At 62.8% G+C, this 18,521-nt stretch carries 9 protein-coding genes; 5 read left to right on the forward strand and 4 right to left on the reverse strand.

The window, feature by feature from the left end:
- On the forward strand, window positions 1-1,331 hold a 1,331-nt coding region (locus K1X71_19235; protein MBX7075281.1), incomplete at its 5' end, for a HAMP domain-containing protein.
- Entirely contained in the window at window positions 1,328-2,545 is a 1,218-nt protein-coding gene (locus K1X71_19240) for an HD domain-containing protein (protein ID MBX7075282.1), read from the forward strand. The genes K1X71_19235 and K1X71_19240, both read left to right, overlap by 4 nt.
- Before the next feature lie 9 nt (window positions 2,546-2,554).
- Here the strand turns inward: K1X71_19240 and K1X71_19245 are convergent, their stop codons facing one another.
- The 3 genes from K1X71_19245 to K1X71_19255 all read right to left on the reverse strand — a co-directional run bounded on the left by K1X71_19245 (window position 2,555) and on the right by K1X71_19255 (window position 8,913).
- Complete coding sequence (locus K1X71_19245) at window positions 2,555-4,018, reverse strand: peptidylprolyl isomerase (GenBank protein ID MBX7075283.1); 1,464 nt, start codon at window positions 4,016-4,018, stop codon at window positions 2,555-2,557.
- A 54-nt stretch (window positions 4,019-4,072) separates the two neighbouring features.
- Window positions 4,073-5,485: a DUF1501 domain-containing protein gene (locus K1X71_19250; GenBank protein MBX7075284.1), complete on the reverse strand. Its 1,413-nt coding sequence runs from the start codon at window positions 5,483-5,485 to the stop codon at window positions 4,073-4,075.
- Between the two features lie 134 nt (window positions 5,486-5,619).
- Window positions 5,620-8,913 (reverse strand): PSD1 and planctomycete cytochrome C domain-containing protein, encoded by a 3,294-nt coding sequence (locus tag K1X71_19255; protein MBX7075285.1) that lies wholly within the window; start codon window positions 8,911-8,913, stop codon window positions 5,620-5,622.
- A gap of 138 nt (window positions 8,914-9,051) precedes the next feature.
- Here K1X71_19255 and K1X71_19260 point away from each other — a divergent pair, with 138 nt between their 5' ends.
- The 3 genes from K1X71_19260 to K1X71_19270 are packed head-to-tail and all read left to right on the forward strand — an operon-like array spanning window position 9,052 to window position 14,154.
- Entirely contained in the window at window positions 9,052-10,962 is a 1,911-nt protein-coding gene (locus K1X71_19260) for a redoxin domain-containing protein (GenBank protein MBX7075286.1), read from the forward strand.
- Window positions 10,959-12,857, forward strand: a complete 1,899-nt coding sequence (locus K1X71_19265) for a redoxin domain-containing protein (GenBank protein MBX7075287.1) — start codon at window positions 10,959-10,961, stop codon at window positions 12,855-12,857. Before K1X71_19260 ends, K1X71_19265 begins: the two co-directional genes overlap by 4 nt.
- A gap of 10 nt (window positions 12,858-12,867) precedes the next feature.
- Window positions 12,868-14,154 carry an SGNH/GDSL hydrolase family protein gene (locus K1X71_19270; GenBank protein MBX7075288.1) on the forward strand — a complete coding sequence of 429 codons (1,287 nt, stop codon included), beginning with the start codon at window positions 12,868-12,870 and terminating at the stop codon, window positions 14,152-14,154.
- On the opposite strand, the gene K1X71_19275 is transcribed toward K1X71_19270, so the two are convergent.
- Window positions 14,131-18,237, reverse strand: coding sequence for an SDR family NAD(P)-dependent oxidoreductase (locus tag K1X71_19275; GenBank protein ID MBX7075289.1), 4,107 nt, complete (start codon window positions 18,235-18,237; stop codon window positions 14,131-14,133). The two genes, K1X71_19270 and K1X71_19275, sit on opposite strands and share 24 nt — an antisense overlap.
- Window positions 18,238-18,521: the final 284 nt, after the last annotated feature.

Consider the following 18,521-nt stretch of genomic DNA (forward strand, 5'->3'; position numbering starts at 1 on the left):
TCCATACGGACGACGGCTATTTCGGAGTCTTTCGTCATGTGGCGGATCAAAACGGGCCCGTCGGCGCTGTCTATTTGCGCGCCGCCATGTGGCATCCCGGTCAAGAGTTGCTGCACTATGTGCGGATTGTGTCGCTGGTCTCTGTCGCCGCGCTCAGCCTGTCGGTGATTGTCTCCAGCCGCTTGCAAGGGTTGGTCACCGCGCCGATCGTGCGACTGACCGCGGCGGCGCAGCGCATCTCCGCGCAGCGCGATTATTCACTCCGCGTGCAAAAGGCGGCTGGCGACGAGCTCGGCACGCTGTACGACGAGTTCAACGCCATGCTCGAACGGGTCGCCCAAGGCGAGCGCGAACTGCAAGCGGCGCACGACCAGCTAGAGTCGCGCGTGCAGCAGCGCACCTCGCAGTTGCTGCAAACCAATCTCAAGCTCAGCCGCGAGGTCGCCGAACGGCAACGCGCCGAGCAAGAACTGGCCATCCTCCATCAAAAACTGGTCGACGCCGCCCATCGCGCCGGCATGGCCGAGATTGCCACCGACGTCTTGCACAACGTCGGCAACGTGCTCAACAGCGTGAACGTCTCCTGCGCGGTCGCCGCCGAACAACTGCGCGACTCCAGCGCCCCAGAGGTCGAGCGCGTCGCGCGGCTGCTCGACGAACATCGCGATCAATTGGGAGACTTCATCTCCAGCGACGAGCGCGGCCAGCAGGTGCCGCACTTTCTCCACCTATTAGGTCAACAACTTCTGGTCGAGCAGGCGGCCCTGGTCCGCGAGATCAATGTGCTCGGCAAGAACGTCGACCACATCAAGGACATTGTGGCCATGCAGCAGTCGTATGCCGGCGTGTCGGGCGTGGTCGAGCCGGTGCGCTTGGCCGATCTGCTGGAAGACGCCGTCCGGCTCAACGCGTCGGGCCTCGAAAAGCACTCCATCGAAATCGTCCGTCAATACGCGCCCTTGCCGCAGATGCTCGCGCAAAAGCAAAAGCTGCTGCAAGTGCTGGTCAACCTGGTGCAAAACGCCCGCGACGCGCTCAGCGAGTCGGGTCGGCTCGATGCGCGGCTCGTCCTGAGCATACAGCGCACGGCCGATGAAGCGGTGCGCATCGAAGTCCGCGACAACGGGGCCGGCATCCCCGCCGAGAACATGACGCGCATTTTCGCGCACGGTTTCACCACCAAACAAATGGGGCATGGCTTTGGCCTGCATAGTTGCGCCAACGCCGCCAAGGAAATGGGCGGCCGCCTGACGGCCACCAGCGACGGCGTCGGCTGCGGCGCCAGCTTCAAGCTCGATCTGCCTCTCAAGCCCATCGAGGTGCTCGTATGAGCGGCGTTCAAAACCGCCGGGTGCTCGTGGTCGACGACAATGAGTCGATCCACGAAGATTTTCGCAAAGTGCTCGGCAAGCCCGAGCGCGTCGCGGCCGAACTCTCGCGCGCCGCGGCCGCGTTGTTCGGACGACCGGCCCGCTCTTCTGTCGCGCGCCCCGTGTTCGAGCTGTCCTCGGCGCTGCAAGGTAAAGACGGCCTCGAATGCGCCCGTCAGGCCGTGCAGCGCGGCGAACCATTCGCCGTCGCCTTTGTCGATGTGCGCATGCCTCCCGGTTGGGACGGCATCGAAACGGCGCAGCGCCTTTGGACTGTCGATCCGAACTTGCAGATCGTTATCTGCACCGCGCATTCCGACTACTCCTTCGAGCAAATGCTCGAACGTCTTGGCTACACCGATCGCCTCTTGATCCTCAAAAAGCCGTTCGACAACGTCGAGGTGATGCAGCTCGCCATTGCGCTCACCCGCAAGTGGGAACTGGCCCAGCAAGCGCGCGAGCGCGTCGACAATCTGGAGCAAACCGTGGCCGCGCAGGCGCGCGACGTGGTCGACACCCGCGACGTGGCCGTTTTCGCGCTGGCCCAGTTGGCTGAATCGCGTGATCCCGAAACCGGCCAACATCTCGAGCGCATTCGCTCCTACTGCCGCATCCTCGCCGACGAGCTCCACGTCCGCGGCCCCTACACCGATCTGATCGACGAGCAGTTTGTCGACGACATCTTTCGCTCCAGTCCGCTGCACGACATCGGCAAGGTCGGCATTCCCGACGCTATCTTGCTCAAGCCCGGCCGCTTGAGCGAGCGCGAGTTCGCCATCCTCAAAAAGCACACCCTGATTGGCGCCGGCGCGCTCGAACGCGCCGCCGCCCACAGCGGCTGCGGTGGTTTTTTGCAGATGGCCGCCGACATCGCCCGCTACCACCACGAACGTTGGGACGGCACGGGCTACCCGCATGGCCTCTTGGCCGAAGACATTCCGCTGGCCGCGCGCATCACCGCCTTGGCCGATGTCTTCGACGCGCTCACCAGCGTGCGCGTGTACAAGGCCGCCTACGACCCCGAGATCGCCCGCGTCATGATCGAAGAGCAAGGTGGCAAGCACTTCGATCCGGCGGTGGTCGACGCGTTTCGCAATCGCTTCGACGAATTCCTCAGCACGCAGGCCGCGCTCGACGCGAAGTTGCAGGAGCCCGAATTGGAGCTCACCGCGTAGCGGTCAAATCTATTTCATGCGCGCTTGGCGCAACAGCTCCATGGTGGGCCTGTGGTTGGGGCTGACCTTCAGCGCTTCTTCCAAGCGCTGAATCGCCTCTTCCTTGCGATTGTCGTTCATCAGCACGTAGCCCAAAAAGTGCAGCGCCAGCAAGTGTTTCGGGTTCTCCGCCAGAATCTCGCGCAACACGACTTCCCCGTCCTTGTTGTTGAACTGGTTCAACAGCGACGCCGCGACGACGAACTTCAAATTGGGATGCTTCGGGTCGAGCTTCAGCCCTTCGCGAAACACCGCCTCCGCCTCCTTGAACTTGGTCTCGCCGAACAGCTTCATGCCCGCGAGATACTTTTGCTGCGCCAACTCAGCCGTGGTCACCGCCGCGTAATCGTGATCGCGCTTCCGCTGGACGGTGGCCGTGATGATCCGCTCGGGCTCGAAGATCGTCTTCTTCGATTTAGCGTCCACGCGATGGAACCGTTCCAGCACGTCGATCCCTTCGACCACGCGCCCAAACACGGTTTGCTTGCCGTCCAGTCGCTGCGCGGCGCTGGGCCGCAGGGTGAGAAAGAATTGCGATCCGTTGGTCGTCGCCGTTATTGGCGTCATGCTGATCGCGCCATGCACGTGCGGGCGATCGCCGCGCAGGCCCTTCTCCATCAAGATCTCATGACCTGGCCCGCCCACGCCGTCGTTCGAGGGCGATCCGCCAAAGGCGCCCAGTCCGGCCGCCACTCGATAGAACTCCAGCTCGTCGTAAAATCCGTCCTCCACCAGCGAAATGAAGTTGGCGACAGTGTTCGGCACGTCGTCTTCGTATAATTCCAATACGATGTCGCCCCGCGTAGTGTGGAGCAGCACTTGCGGTAGATTGTCGGCAGTGGCGTCTTTTTGTTGCAATGCCTGTTCTGCGTCGAGCACAGCGCGCCGCTCCGACAACGATTCATAAAGCCGTTGACCCTGCGCATCGAGGCTCCCCAAATCGATCGCGCGTTCCCAGTGCTGGCGCGCCTCGTCGAGCAGTTCCAGTTCCCACGCCGCGTGACCCGCCACGGAGAGCGCCACGGCGTCGTCGCGATGGTCGCGCGCCAACAAACGCGCCAGCTCCAGCGCCTGCTCGAAACGGTCGCCGTCGAAGCTCAGTCGCGCAATCGATCGCAGAAAGTCAGTTGCCTTGCTTTCTTGGGGGTTCGCGTTGTAGGCGGCGATGATCGACGGCAACATCTCCTTCAACAGCGCGTTCGCCTGATCCAGCGACGCCGAATAGTCGGCGCGCAGTTTCACTCGTTGCTGCTCGTTGCTGTGCCGATACATCGCGTCGATCTCGCGCAGCTTGTCGACGGCTTCGGTCCACTTGGCTTGTTCGGCTTCAAACGAGGCCGCCGGTGTGGCGTCGCTCGCTGCGTTCTCCTCCGCGCCGCGCGCCGCCACCACGGTTGCAGCGCAGACGCACCACACCAAGAACAATCGAATCATCTTCCTTTTCCTTGTTGTCTTGATCGTGCCTCGGCGAGCGCTGCTCGCCACGGCTCAGGCAATCAGCTCGTCGATCACTGTGCCATACACGTCCGTCAACCGAAAATCGCGACCGTTGAATGGGTAGGTCAAGCTCAGGTGATCGATGCCCAACAGCGCCAAGATTGTGGCGTGCAAATCGTGGATCTGCACCGGGTTGTCCACGGCGAAATAACCATATTCGTCGGTGGCGCCGTAGGTGGTTCCCGCCTTCACGCCGCCGCCCGCCATCCACATGGTGAAGCCAAAGGGGTTATGGTCGCGCCCATCCTTGCCCAGCGGTTGCGCCTCGGCCATCGGCGTGCGGCCAAACTCGCCTCCCCACAGCACCAACGTCTCGTCCAGCAGTCCACGGCTCCGCAGGTCCTTGAGCAAACCGGCAATCGGCCGATCGACCGCCAGCGCGTTGCCGCGATGATGGTCGGCCAAAAACGAATGTTGATCCCAGCGATTGTAATCCGCCACCTTGGGCGACAGCGCCTGCACAAAGCGCACGCCCCGTTCGACCAACCTTCGCGCCAAAAGGCATTGGCGACCGTAGGTTGCCGTGGCCTTGTCGTCCAATCCATACAGCCGCCGCGTCGCCGCCGACTCACTGCTGACGTCGAGCAAATCCGGCACGGCGGCCTGCATCCGAAACGCCAATTCGTACTTGTCCACGGTCGCTTCGAATGCGCTGGATCCGGCGTAAGCCGCTTGTGATTGTTGGTTCAATTGCCCAATCAGTTCCAGCTTGGTCCGTTGCAACCGCGCGTTCGGTTCCAATCGAAACAGGTTGTCCATCGGGTTCGATCCGTGCCGCAAGATCGTCGCTTGGTGCTTGGCCGGTAGAAACCCGTTGCTGAAGCAATCGACGCCTCCCAGCGGCATCTCTCCTCCGTCCAGCACCACGAAGCCCGGCAGATTCTCGCTGGCGTCTCCCAGTCCATACGCGACCCAGGCGCCCATGCTCGGCCGCCCCTGCACGCCAAAACCGGTGTGCAAAAAATAGTTCGCTGCGGTGTGCTCCGAGTGATCCGACACCATCGACCGCACGAATGCGATCTCATCGACGCAGGTCGCCACCGCCGGAAACAACTCGCTCACCTCGGCCCCCGAAGCGCCATATCGCGCAAAGCGAAACGGCGACTTCAATACGCGCCGCCCAATCTGAAATTGCGTCGCCGGCGTGCGTAGCTGAATCGCCTGTCCATGCTCGCGCGCCAGTCGCGGCTTAGGATCAAAAGTGTCGATCTGCGATGGGCCGCCGTCCATGTACAAAAAAATGACGTTCTTCGCTTTCCCGCGGGATGCTGCGGTCGCCGCTGTCGGCGCGTGGCTGCGACTGCACGACGCCAAGCCGCAAAGCGCCAAACCGCCAAATCCGTTGGCCCAGCGCAATAGCGCTTGGCGGCGATTCAGGCGGGTGGCGTCGGTGAGCAAATTCATGGAGCGACGTGCGAATAGGGACGTTCGCGGAGAATGACGCCGCTCGCGCGACGTATCGCGGCCTGCGACGGGCGTAAGTTCGATTCTAGTATCCCGCCCAGATCGATGCCATCAGCCGATTTGCCCGACGATCACTAGCGAATCACGATGAATTCGCCAGTGTTTATGAGCGCTTGCGCCAAGTCGGCCCAGGCCAATAGGTCCGCCTCGCGCGCTTGGCGGTTCAACTTGGTGTACTCCGCTCGCTGGCGCTCAACGAACGTTAGCGCCGCATGCTGCTCCGCCTCCACCGGCGGCCGGGCGAACGCCTCCCAATACATTCGCGCCACGCGCTCGTCGCCCGTTTCGGCGCTCTCCAAAATTCGCTTCGCCCACTGTTTGGCTTGATCGGCCACGAAGCGATGATTGAGTAGTGCCAGCGCTTGACTCGGCATGCTGGACGAAGATCGCACGCCGACCGTGCCGGTCGGACGCGGAAAGCCGAAATCCGCCAACAGCCCCGTCAGGTGGTTGCGCCGCACCTCCAAGTAGATGCTCCGCCGGCGGTCGCCATCTAGCGGCCCCGACAACGTCGGCACGTCGCGCCCTTCGATCCCTGCCGGCACGTGCCACGGCACGCTCGGCCCTCCCATCGCCGGATTCAGGTTGCCGGCCACGGCCAACAGCGCGTCGCGAATGCACTCGGCATCGAGTCGTTGCGGCGACCAATGCGACAGCAGCCGATTCTCGGCGTCGGTTTCCATGGCGTGCCGGCTGGGCGTGGCCGCCTGCTGGTACGTCGCCGAAAGCAGGATCGATCGGTGCAGTTGCTTGAGCGACCAACCGTGGCGCATCAGCCATAGCGCCAGATCGTCGAGCAATTGCGGGTGACTTGGCGGTTGCCCGGAGACGCCAAAATTGTCGCTGGTCGGCACGAGCCCCGCGCCAAAATGATGCTGCCACACCCGATTCACAATCACCCGCGTCGTCAGCGGGTTCTCTGGCGAAGTCAGCCACTGCGCCAACTCCAACCGGCCGCTCCGCGTGCGGTCGATGCTGTCTACGCTTGGCGCCACCGCCGGCAACACCCCCCGCGCGATCCGCGGTCCGCGGCTGGTATGCTCCCCTCGCAGATGCTGCCAAGCGTCTTGCGGTATTCCTTCGCGCGTGACTAGTGCAATCGCGCTCTCGGGACATGCCTGTTCCAGGCGCGCTCGCGCTTGCGTCAGTTCTTGCCACCGTTGGCGTTCCGGCTCAGCCAGAAAGTCCCCCAACTCGTCGTCGGCCAGGCACAGCGGTTGGTCGTCGCGCGCCAACCATTCGGCGACGATTCCAGTCCGACCACGGGCCGCGGCCGATCGGCTCAATAGCTCCTGGTAGCTCCGCGCCAATTCTCTCGCGCTTCCAGATGCCGTCATCGCCGCTTGAACATCTTGTGGTATCGTCGGCGCAGCGCTGGGTGGCTGATCCGACCAGCGAATCTCGTCGACCGCGATCCCCCCCTCGCGACTCTCGTCCACAATCTCCAGATACGCCTCTTTGCCGACCAGGGTATGCACGTCGACAAATTCCGTTTCCAAGTGCTTGCTGTCGCGGCCGGTCTTCGACAACGCGCCCAAGGCCTGGCCGTTGATGCACAGGCTCAATCGCAGCCGTTCGGCGTCTTTTCCCCCTGCGATGCGAAAACTCAAATACGGCTTCGGCACGGCGAAGCGCTTGCTGGTCAGCCTGCCGGTCAACGCGTCTGGTCCGTTCAGGCTGCCGGCCGCGCTCGCGCCTACGATCCCGGTGACCGCGCTATCACTGGGCACAGTCGCCACAAACGCCGCGCCGGCGCGTTCCCAGCCGTTGAGAGTGTCGTCGTCAAAATCAGCCGCCAGTTGTGTTGTATCGTCGTCGTCGCGTGGAATCTCGGCTAGCAACCTGGCCACGGCTCCCTGCCAGTCACGGTCATCGGCAGTAATCAAACGGCTCCATGCCCAGAACAGCTCGTCGCCGTGATCGGCCGCCCGCTCCAAGTGCCTGGTCCAGCGTTCCAGTCGAGCGGCGTTTAGCCCATCGCGATCCGCAATGAACTCAATTTCCGCGCGGCGCAGATCTGGCTCGCGCCGCAGCACCCGGCGGCTGGCCAGCAAATAGTCGGCCACGTCATTCAACCGCGAGGCAATCGCCGCTTCATTGGCCCGGCGCGCGAGCGCTGCCTGCTCACCCGCGATCCGCGCAAACTCCTCGCGACAACGCGATTGCTCAGCCACGCGTGCCGCGTTATCGACGCATTGATACGACTTTTCGCTGCTGTACAAGAACCCCGCCAAGGCGTAATAGTCGACCGTCGCGATCGGGTCGGTCTTATGGTCGTGGCAGCGCGCGCAGCCAATCGTCAATCCCAGCACCGCCTTGCCCAGCACATCAAGCTGATTTTCAACCTGGTTGGCCTGCTCGCGCTCCATGTCGACCGGGTTATTCTGCGTCTCGCCCAATTGCCAAAAGCACGTCCCGATTGGCGACACGCACAAGCCGCCATCGGCGCTGGCGCGTTGTTCCGCCGCCGGCAGCAAGTCTCCCGCAATTTGCTCGCGCACAAACTGGCCGTAAGGCACATCTCGATTGAATGCGTCGATCACATAATCGCGATAGCGAAACGCGTTGGGCTTGTCCGTATCAAATTCGTGGCCGTCCGTATCCGCGTAGCGAACCAGATCGAGCCAGTGCCGGGCCCAGCGCTCTCCATAGCGAGGGTTCGCCAGCAACCGATCGACGACACGTTCCACCGCCTGTTCCGAGTCGTCATTCACAAATGCCTGCACCTCCTCCGGCGTCGGCGGCAACCCCAATAGGTCGTACGTCATCCGGCGGATCAGTGTGCCGCGATCGGCCGGCGGCGCCAGCGTCAAACCGGCCTCGCCGGCGCGTTTGGCAATAGCGGCGTCGATCCAAGCCGTCGCCGACGGCGCCTCCGCACGCCCTGTGGCCGATTCTTGCGGCGGCAATAGCGACCAGTGTTGCAAAGCGTCGTCGGTCGCCGCATGTGCTTTTGGCCAAGGCGCCCCCTCCGCGATCCATGCGCTCAGATCGGCGACAGCCGCGCTCGGTAGCGCCTCTTTGGGGGGCATCTTCAACTCGGCGGCTGGCGAATGTCGCACCGCCTGAATCAGTCGGCTCGCCTCGCTGTCTCCCGGCACAATCGCTGGCCCGCGCTTCCCCCCGCGTAGCAACCCCTCGCGACTTGTCGCATCCAGTCCGCCCTTGGGGCTTGCCCCGGAGTGGCACTTGGCGCAAGTGCCGGCCAAGATCGGATGAACGCGCTGCTCAAAAAACTGTTCCGGCTCCGTTGCTCTGCACACTTTTGAGGCGCACAGCGACACAATGCCCACCAACAGCCAGCGCGCAATCGCGCGGCGATCGAGCGTTAAAAGGCGGCGCCAAAAAATTTCTGCGGCGATCGACATGAACTTTAAGTCTAACACCACGCCGACTTCCATTTCATCCAATTGAAAATGTGTTCAATTCTTCGTTTTACGGGCAGGTTGCGGGCTAATAAAATAGGGGCTCCGGCAGCCGCCACCCCCGCCACGACTGTGTAACGCGTGTCGAAACACTCCAAATCTCTCTGGTTGCTCTGGCTCTTGTTGTCTCCGCCGCTGTATTGCCACGGGATGGAGCCGGGGGAGCGAGTGGAGGAGTTTCGCTTGCGCGACCTGCAGGGCCGCGAGCGCGCGCTGTCGGAGTTGTCTGGCGAGCGTTTGACGGTGCTGTTGTTTCTAGGGGTGGAATGTCCCTTGGCCAACTTGTACGCGCCGCGGCTGACGGAATTGGCGACCGAGTTCGAGTCGCAAGGGGTGCGTTTGGTGGGAATCGACTCGAATCGCCAGGACACGCCGCAAGAAGTGTCGCAATACGCCGCGCGCCACCACTTCCCGTTCCCCTTGCTGAAAGACCTGAACAACGTGGTGGCCGACGCCTTAGGGGCGGAACGCACGCCCGAGGCGTATGTGTTGGACGCGGCAGGGACGATTCGCTACCGGGGGCGCATCGACGATCAGTACCGCCCCGGCATTGCCGGCGCACGTGTGCAACAGCGCGACCTGCGCGCCGCCATTGCGGCGTTGCTGCAAGGGGCCGATCCTCCCACGGCGCGCACCACGGCCCCTGGCTGCTGGATTGGTCGCATCTCCAAGACGCCCCCCGCGCCCACGGGCGATCCGGTCACCTGGTCGCGGCAGATTGCGCCGATCTTTCAGGCGCACTGCCAGGAGTGCCACCGGCCGGGCGAGATCGGGCCGATGTCGTTTCTCAGCTATCCAGAGGTGCAAGGCTGGGAGGCGATGATCGCCGAGGTGGTGGCCGAGGGGCGGATGCCTCCCTGGCACGCCAGTCCCGAGCATGGCGAGTTCGTCAACGACATTCGCTTGTCGAGCGCGGAGCGCGAACTAATTGCCGAGTGGGTTCGTCAGGGCGCGCCCGAGGGCGATCCTGCCGAAGCGCCTCCGCCCCAAGCGTTTCCGCAAGGTTGGACCATCCCCAATCCCGATCAAATCGTCTACATGAGCGACAAACCCTTTGTCGTCCCCGCCGAAGGCGCCGTCGAATATCAGTGGTTCGAGGCCGATCCTGGCTTCACCGAGGACAAGTGGATCAAAGCCGCCGAGTGTCGTCCCGGCAATCGGGCCGTCGTGCATCATGTCACGGTCTACTACAAGCCGCCCGGCGTCCCCTTTCGGTTGCAACTCGGCAAACGCATTAATCTGCTCAGCGGCTACGCGCCGGGCAAAGTGCAGGTCCATTCCAAGTACCAAGGCCGTGCCTTCTTTGTGCCGGCCGGGTCCACCTTTCTGTTCGAAATGCACTACACCCCCAACGGTACAGTGCAAGAAGATCGCAGCTCGATCGGCCTGATGTTCGCGCGCCCCGACGAAGTCGAAAAGCAGATGTACTGCGTCCTTTGCGGCAACGATTCGTTCTCCATTCCGCCAGGCTCCGCCAACTTTCGCGTCGATTCTTCGTATCGCTTCGATGAGGATTCCATTCTCTATTCGCTCAGTCCGCACATGCACGTGCGCGGAAAATCGTTTCGCTTCGATCTGATCTCGCCCGACGGCCGCCGCGAGATCTTGCTCGACGTGCCGCGCTTCGAGTTCGGCTGGCAAACCAATTATCAATTTGTCGAACCGCGCACCGTGCCGCGCGGCAGCGTAATGCAATGCGTCGCCCACTACGACAACTCGGCCGACAATCCCTTCAATCCCGATCCCAATAAGACGATACGTTGGGGCGATCAAAGCTGGGACGAAATGATGATTGGCTCGTTCGCCATCGCGCCGGCCAATCAAGACCTGCGCCGTGGCGTCGGTGTCGGTCCGCGCTCGTTCGATCCCAGCTTTTGGTGGTATCCGCAATACACGTTGGCCATCGCCGCCGCCTTGGCGCTGGTCGGCTTGGCGCTAGCGCTAGTCTGGTGGCGTGGCCGTAAACCGCGTTTGTCCGCGAGCGTCTCATGATGCGGAGCCTGTTGCTGATATTTTTCTTGTCTCCGCCGCTGTATTGCCACGGGATGGAGCCAGGAGAGCGTGTGGAGGAGTTTCGCTTGCGCGACCTGCAGGGCCGCGAGCGCGCGCTGTCGGAGTTGTCTGGCGAGCGTTTGACGGTGCTGTTGTTTCTAGGGGTGGAATGTCCCTTGGCCAACTTGTACGCGCCGCGGCTGACGGAATTGGCGACCGAGTTCGAGTCGCAAGGGGTGCGTTTGGTGGGAATCGACTCGAATCGCCAGGACACGCCGCAAGAAGTGTCGCAATACGCCGCGCGCCACCACTTCCCGTTCCCCTTGCTGAAAGACCTGAACAACGTGGTGGCCGACGCCTTAGGGGCGGAACGCACGCCCGAGGCGTATGTGTTGGACGCGGCAGGGACGATTCGCTACCGGGGGCGCATCGACGATCAGTACCGCCCCGGCATTGCCGGCGCACGTGTGCAACAGCGCGACCTGCGCGCCGCCATTGCGGCGTTGCTGCAAGGGGCCGATCCTCCCACGGCGCGCACCACGGCCCCTGGCTGCTGGATTGGTCGCATCTCCAAGACGCCCCCCGCGCCCACGGGCGATCCGGTCACCTGGTCGCGGCAGATTGCGCCGATCTTTCAGGCGCACTGCCAGGAGTGCCACCGGCCGGGCGAGATCGGGCCGATGTCGTTTCTCAGCTATCCAGAGGTGCAAGGCTGGGAGGCGATGATCGCCGAGGTGGTGGCCGAGGGGCGGATGCCTCCCTGGCACGCCAGTCCCGAGCATGGCGAGTTCGTCAACGACATTCGCTTGTCGAGCGCGGAACGCGAACTAATTGCCGAGTGGGTTCGTCAGGGCGCGCCCGAGGGCGATCCTGCCGAAGCGCCGCCGCCGAAGGCCTTTCCGCAAGGTTGGACCATCCCCAATCCCGATCAAATCGTCTACATGAGCGACAAACCCTTTGTCGTCCCCGCCGAAGGATCAATCGAATATCAATACTTTGAAGTCGATCCCGGCTTCACTGAAGATCATTGGCTGCGCGCGATGGAATGTCGTCCCGGCAGCCGTTCGGTCGTGCATCACATCAACGTCTTTCTTGTGCTCCCCGAGATGATCGGCCGCTACACGCGAGAAAGCCTCACCAACTACTTGCTGTGGGCCTACTCGCCCGGCTTGCGCGGCCTGGTGTACGAACCCGGTGTGGCGCGACACGTGCCCGCTGGTTCGCGGCTCGTTTTTCAAATGCACTACTCGCCGAGCGGCGCCGTTCAAAAAGATCGCAGTTACATGGCCCTATGGTTCGCCAAGCAGGAAGAGGTGCGCTACGCGCTGGATATTGCCTTGGCCGTGAACAACAATTTTATCATCCCGCCCGGCGCGCCAGATACCGAGGTTGTGTCGTGGTACGAATTCGCCAGCGATGCCAAGCTGGTCGCTTTGCATCCCCACATGCACCTGCGTGGCAAATCGTTTTGCTTTCATGCGCTGTACCCCAATGGCCAGCGCGAAGTGCTGTTGGAAATCCCCAATTTTGATTTCAATTGGCAATACGATTACCGATTGCAAAAGTCCAAGCCCATGCCGCGCGGCACCCGCATCTGCTGCGTGGCCCACTACGACAACTCCGCCGATAACCGAGTGAATCCCGATCCGGCCGCGATCGTGCGTTGGGGCGATCAAACCTGGCAGGAGATGATGATTGGCTATCTGCACGTCGCTCGGCCGCGCGATCCGTCCGCAGTGCCCGCCGCTCCCACTTCAGCAGATCGCGTTGCAGCGTATTGGCTTCCGCTTGCCTTGGCGGTCATCGTGATCGGCGTCGCGTATGGTTGGTTTCGTACGCGCTCCAAAACAGTTGCCCGCGTGGCCTCTGCCATGCCGCGCTCCACACACGTCTGAAACTTTGCTCATGGCGGAACGTTACGCTCGGTCGCGCTCGTTCTGGCAGGCCATTGCCATGGCCTGCTGCGCCGTGCCGCTCCTGTTGTTGGTTGCCGACACTGCCTGGGCGCTGCGCTCCGGCTGGCGGCCGAGCCCTCTAATTCTAGCGGCGCTGTGCGCTGTCGTTCTTTTCATTGCGATGGCGCGCCGACGCGTCCACTGCGATTGGCGTCATGCCGCGCCGCGCGGTCTGCTGCTATTCGCGGCGCTGCTTACGGCGGCCTTGGCCGCCGAGTGGTGGCTGCGCGCCAGTAATCGGCATGCGGCGTTTCATCTCCGCCGCCCTGGTCTGTCGTTTCAACTGACCCCCGATCCGGTGGCCTATCCTGGCGCCTCTCCCCGCGCGCGGGTGTCGTACGATGCGTATGGATTTCGTGGGACCGGAGTATCCGGTTGCGCGAAGCAATCGACGCGCGTCTTTTGCCTTGGCGGCAGCACCACCGAATGTCTCTTTCTCGACGATGCGGCCACCTGGCCCGCGCGTTTGCAGGCAATTCTCGAACAATCGCGTCCCGCGCGCTTTTGTGTTCTCAACGCCGGTCACTGCGACTATGCCGCTGCGCAGCACGCGCGCTTCGTGCGCGAGTCGCCGCTAGTCCGCTCGCAAGACATGGTCGTGGCGCTGGTTGGTGCCTCCGACCTGATGCGCTACGTGTTCCAGTTCGATCTCGGCGGCGAGCGCCCGCCGCGCTGGCAACAATCGGCGCTCGCCACGCTGGCGCGCGATGTTTGGAACGGCCCGCTGCGCCGCGGCATGTATGTCGATCCCACTGGCGTTGCCTACGCGCACGCGCGCGGCAAGTTGTCCTTCACCCGCAATCAATTGATTCCAGATATCCGCTACGCCGCGGCCGAATACGAATTGCGGCTACGGCAGTTGGCGAGCGCCGTACGGCGACGCGGAGCGCAATTGGTGCTCGTCACTCAACCGGTGCTGTGGCAAGCGAGCATGCCGCCCGAAGCCATGCCTCGTCTGGTTGTCTGTCGTGTTCTGCCGTTCCCTGGTCCTTGGCGTTGGTTGACTGCCGCGCATTTGCGCGAGGCGATCGATCAATTCAACGCCTCCACGCGGCGCGTCGCAATCGAATACGGCGTGCCACTGGTCGAGGCCGATGAACTACACGCCCAGCTCGACTGCTTCTACGATGATTACCATCTCACCGTGCGCGGCGCCGACGCGCTGGCGCAATTGATCGCCGATCGACTGCTGGCCGATCGCGGCTTGCGCGAATCACACGCCGCTGCTCGACAGTAGCGCCGATAGATGTTTGGCGAGTGCCGTGATGTTCGGATACTCGTGGATGATCGTATACGGCAAACTGCGCCCAAGCTGCGCTTCCAGATCGCGCGTCAATTGTACCACCAAGATCGAATCGAGGCCCAGTTCAGCGAAGTTCTTGTGGCGATCAATCTCGCCAGGCTCAACTTCCAACACGCGCGCCAGCCGGTCGACGAGCATCGACTCCATCGCTTCGTGGCCGCGCGGCGAAAGCGGCCCGGCTGGTGCTTCCTGGATCGGCGCTGCGACAACGCCAGCGCTAGCCGCACTGGTGGGAAACTGCGGGCCCGGCGCCGCCACGATCAATGGCGATATATTCAGCGTTATCGCCTGCTCGAGCGCCGCGAGCGCCGCGCCAGTCTCCATGCCTTGCAGCAGTCCGCTGGCCACTGCGGCGTCGCGCGCCGCTAGACCCATGCCAACATCTTGCCACAGCCCCCACTCGATCGATTGCGTCGGCACGCCGCGAGCCGTCGCCCAATCGGCAAAGCCATCGAGGTATCCGTTGGCCGCCGCGTAGTCCGCCTGTCCAGGGCTTCCTATCGACGCAGCAACGGAGGAAAACAGCGTCATGAACTCGACGCTCCCTTGGCTTGCGAGTTCAAACAGATGGCGCGCGCCGTTTGCCTTGGGACGCAACACAGCCTCAACCTGCTTGCGTTTTTTGGTTCGCAGCTCACCATGCTCCGCTACGCCTGCCGCATGGAAGATCCCGTGAATCGGCCCTAGTTCTTCCTCCGCCTGTCGCCACGCCTTTCGCAGCGCATCGCGATCAGCCACATCCGCCGCCAGCGTGACAAACCTTCCCCCCAATTGCTCCAGCCGCATCGCAGCCCGCATCAAGCGGCGACTTCTTCCATCGGTCGTCGAGTCCGCCAGACGCGCGCTCCACTCTTGGCGTGGTGGTAGCGCCGTGCGGCTGACCAGCGCGACCTTAGCTCGCCAGTGGCAAAGCAGCCGCTCGGCAAGCGCCAGCCCAATGCCCCCCAGCCCGCCGCTAATGAGATACGTGCCTCCCTCGCGCAATGGCAGCGCGCGCGTTGCGCAGTTCGCGATATCGAGTGGCTCAATGACCTGGCGACCCCAAACCCCGGATCGCCACTCGATCGCTTCCTCTTGCGGAGCTTTCAATAGCTCCTCGGCCAGCGCCGTCACGGTCCGCGAATCGGGCTCCGCGGCGCCCAGTTCGATGTATTGTGCCTTCCATCCCGGCTGCTCGAGCGCGATCGACTTGACCAGCGCGGCCAGCGCCGTCGCCGCCGGAGCGGCCTCCGCTCGATCAGTGTCATTGTCTCCCGATGCCACCACCCGCAGTTCGCCATGCCACTTGCCATGCTGCGCGGTCAATGCGCGGGTCAACTGATGCAAGCTATGCACGCCGCGCTCGAGCGCTTCTTTCGCTTCCGTCGCGCCGCTGGTCCAGGTATGAACGATCACGGCGTGGTCCCAACCACGATCCGCCAGATGCCGCGCCAATTGCTCGTAGTCTCGTCGTTTGCCGGGTCGCATGATCAGCTTGTCAGCGTCCTGGAAGCTCAGGCGATCGCCGGCCTCGATTCGCAGCACCTCGGCGCCCGCCGATCGCATCCGCGCCGCCATTTCGTTCGACCATCTCGCCTCGTCGCAAAAGAGCGCCACCCGCAGATTGCCGCGCGGCGCTCGCGAGTCTTCGCCGCTCAATGGACGCCATGTGGTGGCGAACATCCACTGCTGGTTCGGCAGCTCAATTTGTGGTGCTGCAGGTCGCGGTGCCGGCGCCGCGACCACCGCTGCCGCCGGTGTTTCGCCAACCAACGGAGTGGCCGCGCCGATCGTCGTCTTCACCCAATAGCGTTGCCGATCAAACGGGTAGGTCGGTAACGAAACGCGCTCGTGGCCGCAATTCTCGTAAAACTTGCTCCAATGAACATCGACGCCGTTCACATAGAATAGCGCTAGCGCCTGGAGCAGCTCTGCCCATCGCGTTGCATCGCTCCGCAACTCCGCCAACGAGAGTGGCGCTGTCGCGGACTTTCCAATCGCGGCGCGAACCTCGCTCGCCCGTTCGCCCATGGCGAGCGCCAGCGCCGTCGCCACGATACCAGGCGAGAATTCCTGCAATTTGGCGACGAGCTTTTCCAGTCGCCGTTCCGCAGGCTGTTCGCTATGGCTTTGGTAGACCAGGAACTTTTCCAATCTCTCGCGGTCGCGAGAGAGCGACGCAAGTTCCAGCTTGTCGATTGCTTGCCCTGGTTGATCGACCACAATGGCCAGCCGCACTTCGTGATGCCGACGTCCCAGCGCCGCCGTGCGACAGACATCGAGCAAATTCAAATCCGTGCGCAACGTCAATTCGTCTTGGTAGGCTTGTCGCAGCGATTCCAAACTCTTCTCGCTTCGAGCAGACACCACCAGTAACTGCGCTGCTTCTTCCGCCCTGCGGTCGTTGCCGGTCGTTTCTCTAGGCCGCGGCGCTTCTTCGAGCACCACATGCACATTGGTGCCGCCAAAGCCAAAGGCGCTGACGCCCGCGCGGCGACGATCGTCTCCCGTAGTGGCCAACTTCCAGGGGCGCAGCCGATCGTTGACATAGAAGGGGCTCGATTCAAACGAGATGTGCCGATTCGGAGTCGTCACATGCAAGGTCGGCGGCAGCTCTTGATGCCCCAGCGCAAGCGTTGCCTTCAACAGTCCCGCGATGCCAGCGGCCGATTCCAAGTGACCGACATTGGTTTTCACCGAGCCGATCGCGCAATATCCGTAGCCGCGACCATCACGGACAAAGGCCTGCGACAACCCATCCACTTCGATCGGATCGCCCAGTTCGGTCCCCGTGCCATGCGCCTCCAAATAACCAATGGTCGCCGGATCGATCTGGGCAAAGCGCTGCGCCGCCACGATCACTTCTTCTTGCGCCTGGGGGCTGGGCGCTGCGAGTCCGGCCTTGGCGTGTCCGTCGTTGTTGATCGCCGTCGCCTTGATGACGGCCAGCACCTGATCGCCATCGCGCAGTGCGGCGTGTAGCGGCTTGAGCAATACGCTGGCAACCCCTTCGCCGCGCACAAAGCCGTCGGCCCGATCGTCAAATGTCTTGCATTTTCCGTCGGCGGCCAGCATGCCGTATTGGCTCACCATCACCATTCCGGCGGGATTCAGAATCAGGTTCGCGCCTCCGGCGATCGCCATTTCGGCTTCGCTAGTTCGTAGGCTCTGGCAGGCCAAGTGGACGGCCACCAGCGAGGAGGAGCAGGCGGTGTCGACCGTCAGGCTGGGGCCCTTCAGGTTGAGCAGATACGACACGCGCGTCGCCACCATCGACACTGCGTTGCCCGATTGCGTGTGCGGATCGCTGGCCTCTTCGCTCTGATGAATTAACGCCGAGTATTCGCTGGCGTTCACCCCCACGAATACGCCGCAGCGACGATCCGTTAACTCGTCAGGGCAATACCCCGCCCTTTCAAAGCACTCCCAAGCCACCTCCAAGAACAGTCGCTGCTGCGGGTCCATGAATCGCGCTTCGTGCGGTGACAACTGGAAGAAGCCCGGCTCGAATTCGTCAATACGGTCGATGAACCCGCCCCATTTGCTGCGAGTCGATCCGGTCGCTCCGCTCGGATCGTAGGTCGTTCGCCAGTCCCAGCGATTGGCGGGCACTTCATGCACCGATTCGACCCCCCGCCGCAGGTTCTGCCAGAACTGCTCAATATTGCGGGCGCCCGGCATGCGGCATGCCATGCCGACGATGGCAATGTCGCCATCCTCAATTTTCTGAGTCGGTTTGACAGCTACCGGTTGATTTGGCTTCGCCGCCGGCCTCGTTGGCGTGAGTGACGGGGCGGTGGCAATCGATTCGTTATCACTATCACTGTGCGTCGCGGCTACTGGTGCCGCCACGCCGCGCTTTACCAGATGGCCGGCCAAAGCTCGCACCGAGGCATAGCGGAATAAGATTGTCGATTCGAATTCGTGCCCCGTTTCTTCTTGCAGCGCTTTGCGTAGTTGCAATGCAATAATCGAGTCGAAGCCGAGGTCCATGAAGTTGGCGTCGGGGCGCAGCTCCTCGGGGGGCAGTCGCAGCATGCGAGCAAACAAGTCACGCAGATAATGAGTTAGCTGCTCTTGGTCGTCGCAATGGTCATGGTTTGCGACAGTCGCGGGAATTTCGCGAGCGGCAGGGACTCGGAGCAGAGTCGGTTCGGTTGGTGTTAAGGCTGGCTGTTCTTCTTTTTGCGCCACTAGGAGAATTTGTGGGGCGTCGGCGAGTTGGGCTGGCGGTTGGGGCAGGGCGGCGGCGTGGGGGAAGCCGCGTTGGCGGAGGAGCTCGAGCCAGTCGTTTCGTTCCAGCAGTGGCTGGTCGGCGCGGC

The sequence above is a fragment of the Pirellulales bacterium genome, from assembly GCA_019694455.1.
Classification (GTDB): Bacteria; Planctomycetota; Planctomycetia; order Pirellulales; family JAEUIK01; genus JAIBBY01.